We start from the raw sequence: 13,118 nt of genomic DNA, 5'->3' as shown, positions 1-13,118 counted from the left end.
CCTTTGAACGACCAGCCCGGCCGGCGACCCCAGAAGTCAGGTAAGCCCGGCACTCCCGGGAAGCAGGGAAGGCCGTACCGCCGCCCTCAGAAGGACCCGGTCCGCTACCTCGCCTTCGAGGCGCTGCGGGCCGTGGACGAGCGCGATGCGTATGCGAACCTCGTGCTCCCGCCGCTGCTGCGCAAGGCCCGCGAGAAGGGCGACTTCGACGCCCGTGACGCCGCGCTCGCCACGGAGCTGGTCTACGGGACGCTGCGCCGGCAGGGCACGTACGACGCGATCGTCGCCGCCTGTATCGACCGGCCGCTGCGGGAGGTGGACCCGCCCGTTCTCGACGTGCTGAACATGGGCGTCCACCAGCTGCTCGGCACCCGGATCCCCACACACGCCGCCGTGTCGGCCTCCGTGGAGCTGGCGCGGGTCGTGCTCGGTGACGGGCGCGCCAAGTTCGTGAACGCCGTGCTCCGCAAGGTCGCGCAGGACGACCTCGACGGCTGGGTGGAGAAGGTCGCGCCCCCGTACGACGAGGACGCCGAGGACCATCTCGCCGTGGTGCATTCGCATCCGCGATGGATCGTGTCGGCGCTGTGGGACTCGCTCGGCGGGGGCCGCGCGGGCATCGAGGATCTGCTGGAGGCCGACAACGAGCGGCCCGAGGTCACGCTCGTGGCGCGGCCGGGCCGGACGACCGCGGACATCGTCCTGGACGAGGTCGGCGAGGAGTCGGCGCTGCCGGGGCGCTGGTCGCCGTACGCCGTGCGGCTCACCGAAGGCGGCGAGCCCGGCTCGCTCGACCCCGTGCGGACCGGCCGTGCCGGTGTCCAGGACGAGGGCAGCCAGCTCGTGGCGATCGCCCTCGCGAACGCGCCCCTGGAGGGCCGCGACGAGAAGTGGCTCGACGGCTGCGCAGGACCCGGCGGCAAGGCGGCCATGCTCGCCGGCCTTGCCTCCGGGCGCGGCGCCGCCCTGCTCGCCGCCGAGAGGCAGCCCCACCGGGCCCGCCTCGTGGCGAACGCGCTCGCGGGCAACCCCGGCCCGTACCAGGTCATCGCGGCCGACGGGACCCGTCCGCCGTGGGGGCCCGGTACCTTCGACCGCGTCCTCATGGATGTGCCGTGCACGGGTCTCGGCGCGCTGCGCCGCCGGCCCGAGGCGCGCTGGCGGCGGCGCCCCGAGGACCTGGAGGGCTTCGCGCCGCTCCAGCGCTCGCTCCTGACCACCGCCCTCGACTCCGTACGGGTGGGCGGCGTCGTCGGCTACGCGACCTGCTCGCCGCACCTCGCCGAGACCCGCGCGGTCGTGGACGACGTCATGAAGCACCACCCCGGCGCCGAACTCATCGACGCGCGCCCTCTGCTGCCCGGCGTACCGGCGCTCGGGGACGGCCCCGACATCCAGCTCTGGCCGCATCTGCACGGCACGGACGCGATGTATCTGGCGCTGATCCGGCGCACCGCCTGATCCGGACGGCGCCGCCTGACACGGACACACGGCCGGCCGCCGGTCCCGCGCGCCTTCAGGTGCCGGGGCCGGCGGCCTTTTCGGTCTCGCGGATCCGGGTCGCTCACCATGGCACCGGGGCCCTGGCGCGGCATCCGGGAGGCGAGACAGGTCTGGACCGGGGGGAGCAACCGGCGCCGGGCATGGCAGTCTTGGGTCATGGCCGTGCAGATCAACCCCAGCATCCTGTCCGCGGACTTCGCCCGCCTTGCCGAGGAGGCAAAGGCCGTCGAGGGCGCCGACTGGCTCCATGTCGACGTCATGGACAACCACTTCGTCCCGAACCTGACCCTCGGGGTGCCGGTCGTGGAGTCCCTGGCGCGGGCCACGGACATCCCGCTGGACTGCCATCTGATGGTCGAGGACGCCGACCGCTGGGCCCCGCAGTACGTCGAGGCCGGCGCCGGCTCCGTCACCTTCCACGCGGAGGCCGCGGCCGCCCCCATCCGGCTGGCCCGCGAGATCCGCGCCAAGGGCGCCCGCGCCTCCATGGCGCTCAAGCCGGCGACCCCCATCGAGCCGTACGAGGACCTGCTCCCCGAGCTGGACATGCTGCTGATCATGACCGTCGAGCCGGGCTTCGGCGGGCAGGCCTTCCTGGACCTCATGCTGCCGAAGATCCGCCGGACCCGGGAGCTGATCAGCAAGCACGGCCTCGAACTCTGGCTTCAGGTCGACGGCGGCGTCTCGGCCTCCACCATCGAGCGCTGTGCGGAGGCGGGCGCCGACGTCTTCGTCGCCGGCTCCGCCGTCTACGGCGCCGCCGACCCCGCCCAGGCGGTACGTGCATTGCGCACGCAGGCCGAGACGGTGTCGGCCGCCGCGGCCTGGGCATGCGGCCACTGAGCCACGGGAACGTGAACGCCGCCCATCAGGGCAGATCAAGTCCGCCGCATCTGCAAGGATGAACGGTGAGTCCAGGTTGTGAACAGCAGTGAGGAGATCGCCGTGTCGGCACTGTCGCCGGGTCGCTCAGCGATGCGGATGGGACCCGCGGAGCTGGTGCAGGCGGCGGCCATGGCCCGCCGCTTCTATCTCGAGGGCAAATCCAAGATCCAGATCGCCGAGGAGTTCGGCGTGAGCCGCTTCAAGGTGGCCAGGGTCCTGGAGACTGCGCTCGAACGTGATCTCGTACGCATCGAGATCCGCGTACCGGCCGAGCTCGACGCGGAGCGCTCCGACGCGCTGCGCGCCCGCTACGGCCTGCGGCACGCCGTGGTGGTCGAGTCCCCGGCCGAGGCCGAGGAGTCGCCCGACCCCGAGAACCTCGGCGAGGTCGCGGCCGACCTCCTGGGCGAGCTGGTCTCCGAGGGCGACGTGCTCGGCCTTGCGTGGGGCCGGTCGACCATCCACATGGCGGCCGCGCTCGACCGGCTGCCGCCCTGCACGGTCGTGCAGCTCACGGGCGTGTACGACGCCGGGACCGCCGAGCGCGGCTCCGTCGAGGCCGTGCGGCGCGCCGCCCAGGTCTCCGGCGGCGAGGCCCACCCGATCTACGCCCCGATGCTGCTGCCCGACCCGGCCACCGCGGCCGCGCTGCGCAGCCAGACGGGCATCGCCCGCGCCTTCGAGTACTTCGACAAGGTCACGGTCGCCTGCGTCTCCATCGGCTCCTGGGAGCCGGGTATCTCCACCGTCCACGACATGCTCAGTGACGAGGAGCGGGCCCACTACGCCTCGCTCGGCGTCGCCGCCGAGATGTCCGCGCACCTCTTCGACGCCGAGGGCCGCCGCGTCGGCCGTGACCTGGGCGAGCGGTGCATCACGGTCGAGACGGACCGCCTGCGGCGCATACCGGAGGTCGTCGCCATCGCGGGCGGCCAGCGCAAGGCTGCCGCGATCGACGCGGTGCTGAGGTCGGGGCTCGTCACCAGCCTGGTCACGGACACGGCCGCCGCGGACTTCCTCCTCACAGCGGGCCCCACGCCCAAGCCCGCGCTGAACCGGGCCGACCCGGACGGCGTCTAGGGCCTTTCGTTTGGATCATGCTGGGATCGCGCGGTGCTCACGTCGCGTACCGCGCTCACCGGAGGCGGCTGTGGCAGCATCGGCGGCATGCTGCCGCGGCTTCTCACCCGCCTCCCCGCTCTCCTCCCGGGGGCGCTGCTCGTCGCCCTCGCCCTGCTGGTCACCGGGTGCTCCGCACAGGACACGCAACAGGACACACGGGCCGCCCCGGGCCGCTCCACGCCCGCCTGGGCGCGGGGCATGGCCACGGTCCCCGAATCCCGGCTCCCCGCACAGGCCCGTACGACCCTCGGCCTCATCGACAAGGGCGGGCCGTTCCCGTACGCCAAGGACGGTGCCGTCTTCGCGAACTTCGAGCGGGAGCTGCCCCGGCAGAGCCGCGGCTACTACCACGAGTACACCGTCCCCACCCCCGGCGAGCCGGACCGCGGCGCCCGGCGCATCGTCACGGGGCAGAGCCACGAGACGTACTACACCGATGACCACTACGAGTCGTTCAAGGCGGTGCTGAGATGACCGGAGGTCCTCCCGACAGGATCCGTGTCCTCGACCTCGAAGGCGTCAAGGACAAGGCCGGTTTCATGGACCGGTGCGTGCGCGACCTGGAGCTGCCGGACTGGTTCGGCCGCAACTGGGACGCGCTGTTCGACGTCCTGACCGATGTCTCCTTCTGGCCCGACGGCAGCGACCAGGCGCTTCTCCTGTCCGTCGTGGGCTGGCGGGCCTACGCCAGTGCCAGGCCCGAGGACTGGGAGACCGCGCTCGATGTGTTCACGGACGCGGTCGACCGCAGGCGTGGCCGGAATCCGAGGCTCGTGATCGCCCTGACCCTTGGAGGATCCGACCACGCCCCCTCCCGACCGCCTGTGTAATCGTCCGTGGGCATGGGGTAGCGGCGGCATGGGACACTGAAGTACGTGCTTTTCCCCCACGGGCTGACCTGCCCGGGGGCCACCTCTGATCGACTGGGATGAGCAGCACGTGCGTTTCCTCAACGACATCCAGCCTGCGTACGACCTGACCTACGACGACGTCTTCATGGTGCCGAGCCGCAGCGCCGTGGGTTCCCGTCAGGCGGTGGACCTCGCGTCCCCCGACGGCACCGGCACCACGATTCCGCTGGTCGTCGCCAACATGACCGCGATCGCCGGGCGCCGCATGGCCGAGACCGTCGCCCGCCGCGGGGGCCTCGTCGTCATCCCGCAGGACATCCCGATCGAGGTAGTCACCGAGGTCATCTCCTGGGTGAAGACCCGCCACCTGGTCCTCGACACCCCCATCGTCCTCGCCCCGCACCAGACCGTCGCCGACGCGCTCGCGCTGCTGCCCAAGCGCGCGCACAACGCCGGTGTCGTCGTGGACGAGGAGCAGCGGCCCGTCGGCGTCGTCACGGACGCCGACCTGACCGGCGTCGACCGGTTCACGCAGCTGATCGAGGTCATGTCCACGGACCTGCTCCTCCTGGACGCCGACATCGACCCGCGCGACGCCTTCAACAAGCTGGACCAAGCCAACCGCCGCTACGCCCCCGCCGTGGGCAAGGACGGCCGCCTGGCGGGCATCCTGACCCGTACGGGCGCCCTGCGCGCGACGCTGTACACCCCGGCCACCGACGCGAACGGCAAGCTCCGCATCGCCGCCGCCGTCGGCATCAACGGCGACGTCGCGGGCAAGGCCAAGCTGCTCCTCGACGCCGGCGCGGACACCATCGTGGTCGACACCGCGCACGGCCACCAGGAGTCGATGATCTCCGCGATCAAGGCCGTCCGCGGCCTCGACCCCCAGGTGCCCATCGTCGCGGGCAACATCGTCGCCGCCGAGGGCGTCAAGGACCTCATCGAGGCCGGCGCCGACATCATCAAGGTCGGCGTGGGCCCCGGCGCCATGTGCACCACGCGCATGATGACCGGCGTCGGCCGGCCGCAGTTCTCCGCCGTCCTGGAGTGCGCCGCCGAGGCGAAGCAGTACGGCAAGCACGTGTGGGCCGACGGCGGCGTCCGTCACCCGCGCGACGTCGCCATGGCGCTCGCCGCCGGCGCGTCGAACGTCATGATCGGCTCCTGGTTCGCGGGTACGTACGAGTCCCCGGGCGACCTCCAGCACGATGCCCAGGGGCGCGCCTACAAGGAGTCCTTCGGCATGGCCTCGGCCCGCGCCGTCAGGAACCGGACCTCCGAGGAGTCCGCGTACGACCGTGCCCGCAAGGCGTTGTTCGAGGAGGGCATCTCCACCTCGCGCATGTTCCTCGATCCGCAGCGTCCGGGCGTCGAGGACCTGATCGACTCGGTCATCGCGGGCGTCCGCTCCTCCTGCACCTACGCGGGTGCCAACTCCCTCGCGGAGTTCGAGGAGAAGGCCGTCGTCGGCATCCAGTCCGCCGCCGGATACGCGGAGGGCAAGCCGCTGCACGCCAGCTGGAGCTAAGGTCCGGCCGCTCGCTGCCTGCGGGTCGTGCGGCTGTTCGTGCTCGCGCGGCGGAGCCGGATATCGACCTGGATATCGACGAAACCCCGCGCCCCTTTTGGGGCGCGGGGTTTCGCCTTTTCCGGAAGTTTCCCGGGAGCCGGAACGCAACGGACGAAACGGACCGCGCAACGTTCGTCCGCACCCGCGCGCAGCACGCAACGTTCGTGCGCGCATACGCAAGGTTGCTGCATTACAGCTGGGAAGAGAAACCCTTTAGAGTCAACCGCTGTACGTGGCGTGGCGGGGACGGCCTGCTCGGCGGTCCCCGGTCTGTGCGGGCTGTCGTTGCTTGTTGTCCCGGTGCGCGCCCACCTGACCGGCAGCGATGAAGGAGCCAGCCCGTGCTCGACCACGGCGCACCACCGCGCACCCGAACAACCGAGACCCCCACCCCGGGCCTCGGCGCCAGGCTGATGCGGCGCAAGCCGGTGGAAGCCCTGGTCACGGAGGGTGGCCAGGGTGAAGGCGGCAGTCTGCGCCGCTCGCTCGGCATGTGGCAGCTGACCATGATCAGCATCGGCGCCACGCTCGGTACCGGCATCTTCGTGGTGCTCGGCGAGGCCGTCCCCAAGGCGGGCCCCGCGGTCACCCTGTCGTTCGTGATCGCCGGTCTCACGGCCCTCTTCTCGGCGCTCTCGTACGCCGAACTGGCCGGGACCATACCGGTCGCGGGCTCCTCCTACTCGTATGCGTACGCAACGATGGGTGAGCTGATCGCCTGGATCTGCGGCTGGTGTCTGGTCCTCGAGTACGGCGTGTCGGTCGCGGCCGTCGCCGTCGGCTGGGGCGAGTACCTGAACGAGCTCCTGGACGGCACGATCGGCGTCACGATCCCCGACGCCCTGTCCGCGCCCCCTGGAGACGGCGGCATCTTCAACCTGCCGGCGCTGATCGTCGTGCTCCTCGCGATGGCGTTCCTGCTCGGCGGCGCCCGTGAGTCCGCCCGCGCCAACACGATCATGGTCGCCGTCAAGATCGTGGCGCTGCTGCTGTTCTGCGCCATCGGCATCAAGGGCTTCCAGTCCGGCAACTACGAGCACTTCATGCCGCTCGGCATGGCCGGAGTGAGCGCGGCCGGCGCGACGCTGTTCTTCTCGTACATCGGCTTCGACGCCGCCTCCACGGCCGGCGAGGAGGCCAAGAACCCGCAGCGCGATCTGCCGCGCGCCATCATGCTCTCCCTCGTGATCGTCACCGCGCTGTACGTCCTCGTCGCCGCCGTCGCCGTCGGCGCGCGCCCCTGGAAGCAGTTCAACGACTCCGAGGCGGCCCTGGCCGGAATCATGAAGGACGTCACCGGGCAGTCGTTCTGGGCGACGCTGCTCGCCGCCGGCGCCGTGATCGCCATCGCGTCCGTCGTCCTGACCGTGCTCTACGGCCAGACCCGCATCCTGTTCGCGATGTCCCGCGACGGCCTCGTGCCCAAGGTGTTCTCGAAGGTCCACCCGAAGACCGGCACACCGCGCGCCAACACGGTGATCGTCTCGCTGTTCTGCGGTGTCCTCGCCGCCGCGATCCCGCTCGGCCAGCTCGCCGACGCGACCAGCATCGGCACGCTCTTCGCGTTCGCCCTGGTCAACATCGCGGTCGTGGTCCTGCGCCGCACGCGCCCCGACATGAAGCGCACCTTCCGTGTGCCGCTCTCGCCGATCCTGCCGGCGCTCGGCTTCGGGTTCTGCGTCTGGATGATGGGCAGCCTGTCCACCGTCACCTGGGTGGTCTTCGGCGTGTGGATGGCCGTCGGCCTCGTGTTCTACTTCCTTTACGGGGCCCGTCGCTCCCGACTCGCCTCCGCGCCTGCCCAAGAGAAGTGAACCACCTGCCTTGCTGAACGATCTCGACGAACGTATCGTGCACGCCCTCGCCGAGGACGCCCGTCGCTCCTACGCCGACATCGGTCAGGTCGTCGGCCTGTCCGCGCCCGCCGTCAAGCGGCGCGTGGACCGGCTGCGGGCGACCGGAGCCATCACGGGTTTCACGGTGAGGGTCGACCCGGCCGCGCTCGGCTGGGAGACCGAGGGGTTCATCGAGATGTACTGCCGCCGCAACACCTCGCCCGAGGCCATCAAACGCGGCCTCGAGCGGTACCCCGAGGTCGCGTCCGCGTCCACCGTCACCGGTGACGCGGACGCGATCGTCCAGATCTTCGCCTCGGACATGCGGCACTTCGAGCGGGTCCTGGAACGCATCGCGGGGGAACCGTTCGTGGAGCGGACCAAGTCGGTGCTCGTCCTGTCGCCGCTGATGCGGCGCTACACGTCGGGCTCGCCCGCGTAACACCTCACTTCGTGGGGGCGCACCGGGTGCAACGGCAGCTCCTGGAAGCCGCCGGGACGGTGGCTGAAGGCGAAAGTGGGGCCACCTCGTACGGACTGCGACCGCGAGCTCACCCGGGCGCGCAACAAATCGCCGTCGGCGGCCCTTGAGGCGCAACGGATCGTAACGGAAGACGCAACAGTCCCGTCTTGTCCCGCCGGCGCGGGGAAACGTAGCGTCTTATCCGTTCCTCCTCCCCCCTTTCGCACGCTCCCTAGGACGCCCATGCCGCCGCTGCGTACCGCCCTGCTCCAGAGCTCCGGCCGCCCCGGGTCCGTCGACGAGAACCTCAAGGTGCTCGACGGCGCCGCGGGCCGCGCCGCCGCGACCGGAGCCCGGCTCCTGGCGGCCCCCGAGATGTTCCTGACCGGGTACGCGATCGGCGACGACGTGGCCCGCCTCGCCGAGCCCGCCGACGGGCCCTGCGCGCAGGCCATCGCCAAGATCGCGACCCGGCACGGCGTCGCCGTGGCCTACGGCTACCCGGAGCGCGACGGGGAGCGGGTGTTCAACTCGGCCCAGCTGATCGCCCCCGACGGCACCCGCCTCGCGAACTACCGCAAGACGCACCTCTTCGGCTGCTTCGAGCGCGACGCCTTCACGCCCGGCGACCAGGCCGTCGTCCAGGCCGACCTCGACGGTGTCCGCATCGGCCTCATGATCTGTTACGACGTCGAGTTCCCGGAGAACGTGCGCGCGCACGCCCTCGCCGGCACCGACCTGCTCCTCGTACCGACGGCCCAGATGCACCCGTACCAGTTCGTCGCCGAGTCCGTCGTCCCCGTGCGGGCCTTCGAGAACCAGATGTACGTCGCGTACGTCAACCGGGTCGGCCAGGAAGGGGAGTTCGAGTTCGTCGGGCTCTCCACGCTCGCCGGCCCCGACGGTGTCGCCAGGGCGCGCGCCGGCCGCGATGACGAGCTGATCTGTGCCGACGTGGACCCCGCCTTCCTGGCCGCGTCCCGCGACGCCAACCCGTACCTCAGCGACCGCCGCCCGGGCCTGTACACGCCGCTGATCTGAGCCCCGAGCCGCCGCCCCGAACCTTCAGTACCTCAGTTCCCGCAAGGAGTCCGTACCCCATGACGTCCACGGTGCCCAACGCCGTCCAGCACACTGACGCGCAGCCCCCCATCACGATGTTCGGGCCGGACTTCCCGTACGCGTACGACGACTTCCTCGCGCACCCCGCGGGCCTCGGCCAGATACCGGCGACCGCGCACGGCACCGAGGTCGCGGTCATCGGGGGCGGCCTCTCCGGCATCGTCGCCGCGTACGAGCTGATGAAGATGGGCCTCAAGCCCGTCGTGTACGAGGCGGACGAGATCGGCGGCCGGCTGCGCACCGTCGGCTTCGAGGGCACCCCCTCCGAGGCCGCCGGGCTGACCGCGGAGATGGGCGCGATGCGGTTCCCGCCGTCGTCGACGGCGCTCCAGCACTACATCGACCTGGTGGGCCTCGAGACGCGGCCCTTCCCCAACCCGCTCGCCCCCGAGACCCCGTCGACCGTCGTCGACCTCAAGGGCGAGTCCCACTACGCGAACACCGTCGACGACCTGCCGCAGGTCTACCGCGACGTCATGAACGCGTGGAACGCCTGCCTCGAAGAGGGCGCCGACTTCTCCGACATGAACCGGGCCATGCGGGAGCGCGACGTGCCGCGCATCCGCGAGATCTGGTCGAAGCTCGTCGACAAGCTCGACAACCAGACGTTCTACGGGTTCCTCTGCGACTCCGAGTCCTTCAAGTCCTTCCGGCACCGGGAGATCTTCGGGCAGGTCGGCTTCGGCACCGGCGGCTGGGACACCGACTTCCCGAACTCCATCCTGGAGATCCTGCGCGTCGTCTACACCGAGGCCGACGACCACCACCGCGGCATCGTCGGCGGTTCCCAGCAGCTCCCGCTGCGCCTGTGGGAGCGCGAGCCGGAGAAGATCGTCCACTGGGCGTACGGCACCTCGCTCGCCGAGCTGCACGACAGCGGGAAGCCGCGCCCGGCCGTGACCCGGCTGCACCGCACCGCGGGCAACCACATCACGGTCACCGACGCGTCCGGTGACATCCGCACCTACCAGGCGGCGATCTTCACCGCCCAGTCCTGGATGCTGCTGTCCAAGGTCGCGTGCGACGACTCGCTGTTCCCGATCGACCACTGGACGGCGATCGAGCGCACCCACTACATGGAGAGCTCGAAGCTCTTCGTGCCGGTCGACCGGCCGTTCTGGCTGGACAAGGACGAGGTCACCGGCCGGGACGTCATGTCGATGACGCTCACCGACCGCATGACGCGCGGCACCTACCTGCTGGACGACGGCCCGGACAAGCCGGCCACCATCTGCCTGTCGTACACGTGGTGCGACGACAGCCTGAAGTGGCTGCCCCTGTCGGCGAACGAGCGCATGGAGGTCATGCTCAAGTCGCTCGGCGAGATCTACCCGAAGGTCGACATCAGGAAGCACATCATCGGCAACCCGGTGACCGTGTCCTGGGAGAACGAGCCCTACTTCATGGGCGCGTTCAAGGCGAACCTGCCGGGCCACTACCGCTACCAGCGCCGCCTGTTCACGCACTTCATGCAGGACCGCCTCCCCGAGGACAAGCGGGGCATCTTCCTCGCGGGCGACGACATCTCCTGGACGGCGGGCTGGGCCGAGGGCGCCGTCCAGACCGCGCTCAACGCAGTCTGGGGCGTGATGCACCAGCTCGGCGGCGCGACGGACGGCACGAACCCCGGCCCCGGCGACGTGTACGACGAGATCGCTCCGGTCGAGCTGCCCGAGGACTGACGGGCGTGCGGGCCCCCGGCAGACGCCGGGGGCCCGCACCGCTCAGACCCCGGCCTCGCGCGCCGCCGTGTACACCTCGGCCGCGACATCCGTCAGCTCGTCCGCGTCACGGACAAGGCCCTGGAGGTCGATCAGCATCTCCTCGAGGCCCACCGCGCTGTGCGCGACCAGGTCCTCGACGATCTGCGCGACGCTGCCCTGGAAGGGGCGGCGGTCGTCGCCCTTGTACTCGTCCCGCGTGTAGAACGTGTTCACCCGCAGCACGCTCTGGATCGGCTCCTTGCGGCCGCGCTCCTCGGCCAGTTCCTGCAGATTCCGCCACTGCTCGGCGAGCTGCTCGGCGCCCGCGGCCCCCGGCATCCAGCCGTCCGCGCGGTCCACGAGCCTGCGCGCGGCCTTCGGGCTGTTCGCCGGCAGGAGCACCGGGATCGGCCCGGCGGGCTTCGGCCCCACCACGGACGGCGCGATCGTCGTCAGCTCGCCCTCGTAACTCACCGGGTCGGGGCCCCACACGGCCCGGCACACGTCGAGCAGCTCGTCCAGGACCTGGCCGCGCTTCTCGAACGGGGCCACGGAAGAGGCCGCGTATTCGTCGTGGGACCACCCAGTGCCGATGCCCGCGACGACGCGGCCACCGCTCGCCGCGTCCAACGAGGCGAGGGCGCGCGCCAGTTGGAACGGCACGTGCAGAGGGCCGATCAGCACGCTCGTGCCGAGCCTGGCCCGCTCGGTGACGGCGGCGGCCAGGGTGAGCGAGACCAGCGGGTCGGCGACCGAGCGGTACTGGTCCGGCCAGGGGAGGCCCGGGACCCCGTACAGGCCCTGGCGTGCGGGCTCGGGGAACAGGATCCGCTCGAAGACCCACAGGCTCTCGTAACCGATCTGCTCGGCGGCGCGGGCGACCGCCGGGATGTCGCGCCCGATGTCGTACTGCTTCATCTGAGGGAGGCTGAGGCCGAGTCGGGTCGCCATGCCGGTGCTCCTTCGCGTTCGCATCTGGGATCGCTCGCGTAACTCCTCGTCAACGTACAGCGATCACGAGGGAGTTCCGCGGCGAAGGCGGGTGCGTGGCCGGATCAGTTCGGCACAGGGGTGAGCATCATGCGGCCGACCAGCCCAACCGAGGTGTCGAGGCGCCGGACGAACTCCTCGGTGACGTCCGGGAATTCACGCAGCACCCACAGGGCGCGGGCCGCGGCCCAGGCGCCGTCCCTGGCCCGCTCCAGAGTCCAGGAGCCGAGCAGATGGGTGAGGGGATCGGCGATCTGGAGCAGATCGGGGCCCGGCATCAGATCTTCGCGGATGCGCTCCTCCAGCGAGACGAGGAGATCGCCCACGCGGTCGAACTCATCCTCCACGTCGACCGGTTCGCAGCCGAGCGTACGGCAGGTGTCCACGACGGCGAGCGCCAGATCGTGGCCGATGTGCGCATTGATGCCCGCGAGCGCGAACTGCAGGGGGTGTACGCCCGGATGGCGGCGGTACTGGAGCAGCGGGCGCCAGCAGGCGGGCGGACGGTGGTCGGCGGAGCGGGACTCGACGGCCGCCAGATAGCGCCCGGCGAAGCGAACGTCCAGCGTGGTCGCGGCTTCGGCGTCGGCGAACCGGCCGCCGTCGATGTGCCGGTCGACCTCTTCCGTGACGGACAGATAGACCCGGTTGAAGACGGCCACGCCGTCGCAGGCGGGCCAGGACGCGGCCAGCTCACGCATCCGGGCCACTACGGAGTCGACCCCGCGCGCGGCGGGCGTGCACTTCGCGAACCGTTCCAACTGCGCCATGGGGGCAGGTTCTCAAGCCTAGGCTGGCGCGCGTGCCGCCTGGCCGGGGGCGTCCCCAGAACGAGGGAACGGGCCGGACACCGTGCGTGGGGGGAAGGGGAGAACAGCGTGTCAGGCTTACGTGCGCAGCGACCGGCCGAGCGTCGCGCCGAGCGCAGGGGCGCGGCCCGCCGGGGGGCCATGGCGGCGGCCGCGTCGTTGGTCGCCGCGGCCGGCACGGTCGCCGGGATGGTGTCGGCGCTCGACGGGTCCGAGGGCGGCGATATGGCGCGGCCCCGGGTGACGCGGTCGCCCGACCTGC

General features: G+C 71.2%; 12 protein-coding genes. 10 read left to right on the top strand and 2 right to left on the bottom strand.

All coding sequences use genetic code 11. The features are described 5' to 3' along the window. Positions 1-3 precede the first annotated feature (3 nt). The 10 genes from ACY0PA_RS09440 (at position 4) to ACY0PA_RS09395 (ending at position 11,036) form a co-directional block, all read left to right on the top strand. Complete coding sequence (locus ACY0PA_RS09440) at positions 4-1,461, top strand: RsmB/NOP family class I SAM-dependent RNA methyltransferase (RefSeq protein WP_473084223.1); 1,458 nt, start codon at positions 4-6, stop codon at positions 1,459-1,461. Between the two features lie 198 nt (positions 1,462-1,659). After that, a complete protein-coding gene (gene rpe, locus ACY0PA_RS09435) occupies positions 1,660-2,346 on the top strand; it encodes a ribulose-phosphate 3-epimerase (protein ID WP_473084222.1) in 687 nt (228 codons plus the stop codon). A 78-nt stretch (positions 2,347-2,424) separates the two neighbouring features. Next, entirely contained in the window at positions 2,425-3,468 is a 1,044-nt protein-coding gene (locus tag ACY0PA_RS09430; RefSeq protein WP_473084221.1) for a sugar-binding transcriptional regulator, read from the top strand. Positions 3,469-3,555: 87 nt separating this feature from the next. Then, positions 3,556-3,984 (top strand): guanyl-specific ribonuclease, encoded by a 429-nt coding sequence (locus tag ACY0PA_RS09425; RefSeq protein WP_473086279.1) that lies wholly within the window; start codon positions 3,556-3,558, stop codon positions 3,982-3,984. Further along, a complete protein-coding gene (locus tag ACY0PA_RS09420; RefSeq protein WP_100597436.1) occupies positions 3,981-4,340 on the top strand; it encodes a barstar family protein in 360 nt (119 codons plus the stop codon). Before ACY0PA_RS09425 ends, ACY0PA_RS09420 begins: the two co-directional genes overlap by 4 nt. A 109-nt stretch (positions 4,341-4,449) precedes the next feature. Then, a complete protein-coding gene (locus ACY0PA_RS09415; protein ID WP_473084220.1) occupies positions 4,450-5,892 on the top strand; it encodes a GuaB1 family IMP dehydrogenase-related protein in 1,443 nt (480 codons plus the stop codon). Between the two features lie 383 nt (positions 5,893-6,275). Next, entirely contained in the window at positions 6,276-7,748 is a 1,473-nt protein-coding gene (locus tag ACY0PA_RS09410) for an amino acid permease (protein WP_473084219.1), read from the top strand. Positions 7,749-7,758: 10 nt separating this feature from the next. Further along, complete coding sequence (locus ACY0PA_RS09405) at positions 7,759-8,211, top strand: Lrp/AsnC family transcriptional regulator (protein ID WP_473084218.1); 453 nt, start codon at positions 7,759-7,761, stop codon at positions 8,209-8,211. A gap of 273 nt (positions 8,212-8,484) precedes the next feature. After that, positions 8,485-9,273 (top strand): carbon-nitrogen hydrolase family protein, encoded by a 789-nt coding sequence (locus tag ACY0PA_RS09400; RefSeq protein WP_473086278.1) that lies wholly within the window; start codon positions 8,485-8,487, stop codon positions 9,271-9,273. A 59-nt stretch (positions 9,274-9,332) separates the two neighbouring features. After that, on the top strand, positions 9,333-11,036 hold the full coding sequence (locus ACY0PA_RS09395; protein WP_473084217.1) for a flavin monoamine oxidase family protein: 1,704 nt from the start codon (positions 9,333-9,335) through the stop codon (positions 11,034-11,036). A gap of 42 nt (positions 11,037-11,078) precedes the next feature. Here ACY0PA_RS09395 and ACY0PA_RS09390 read toward each other — a convergent pair whose 3' ends face one another. Continuing rightward, positions 11,079-12,008: an LLM class F420-dependent oxidoreductase gene (locus tag ACY0PA_RS09390; protein WP_473084216.1), complete on the bottom strand. Its 930-nt coding sequence runs from the start codon at positions 12,006-12,008 to the stop codon at positions 11,079-11,081. 104 nt (positions 12,009-12,112) lie between these two features. Next, a complete protein-coding gene (locus ACY0PA_RS09385; protein ID WP_473084215.1) occupies positions 12,113-12,817 on the bottom strand; it encodes a DUF5995 family protein in 705 nt (234 codons plus the stop codon). Positions 12,818-13,118: the final 301 nt, after the last annotated feature.

Source organism: Streptomyces sp. DS1-CR2 (assembly GCF_055760475.1).
The sequence above is the reverse complement of the archived record's forward strand: the minus strand, read 5'-3'. Positions and strand labels throughout refer to the sequence as shown.

Coding starts and splice junctions, on each gene's coding strand:
- ACY0PA_RS09390 (WP_473084216.1), bottom strand. CDS start 12,008: ATGGCGACCCGACTCGGCCTCAGCCTCCCTCAGATGAAGCAGTACGAC.
- ACY0PA_RS09425 (WP_473086279.1), top strand. CDS start 3,556: ATGCTGCCGCGGCTTCTCACCCGCCTCCCCGCTCTCCTCCCGGGGGCG.
- ACY0PA_RS09385 (WP_473084215.1), bottom strand. CDS start 12,817: ATGGCGCAGTTGGAACGGTTCGCGAAGTGCACGCCCGCCGCGCGCGGG.
- ACY0PA_RS09395 (WP_473084217.1), top strand. CDS start 9,333: ATGACGTCCACGGTGCCCAACGCCGTCCAGCACACTGACGCGCAGCCC.
- rpe (WP_473084222.1), top strand. CDS start 1,660: ATGGCCGTGCAGATCAACCCCAGCATCCTGTCCGCGGACTTCGCCCGC.
- ACY0PA_RS09420 (WP_100597436.1), top strand. CDS start 3,981: ATGACCGGAGGTCCTCCCGACAGGATCCGTGTCCTCGACCTCGAAGGC.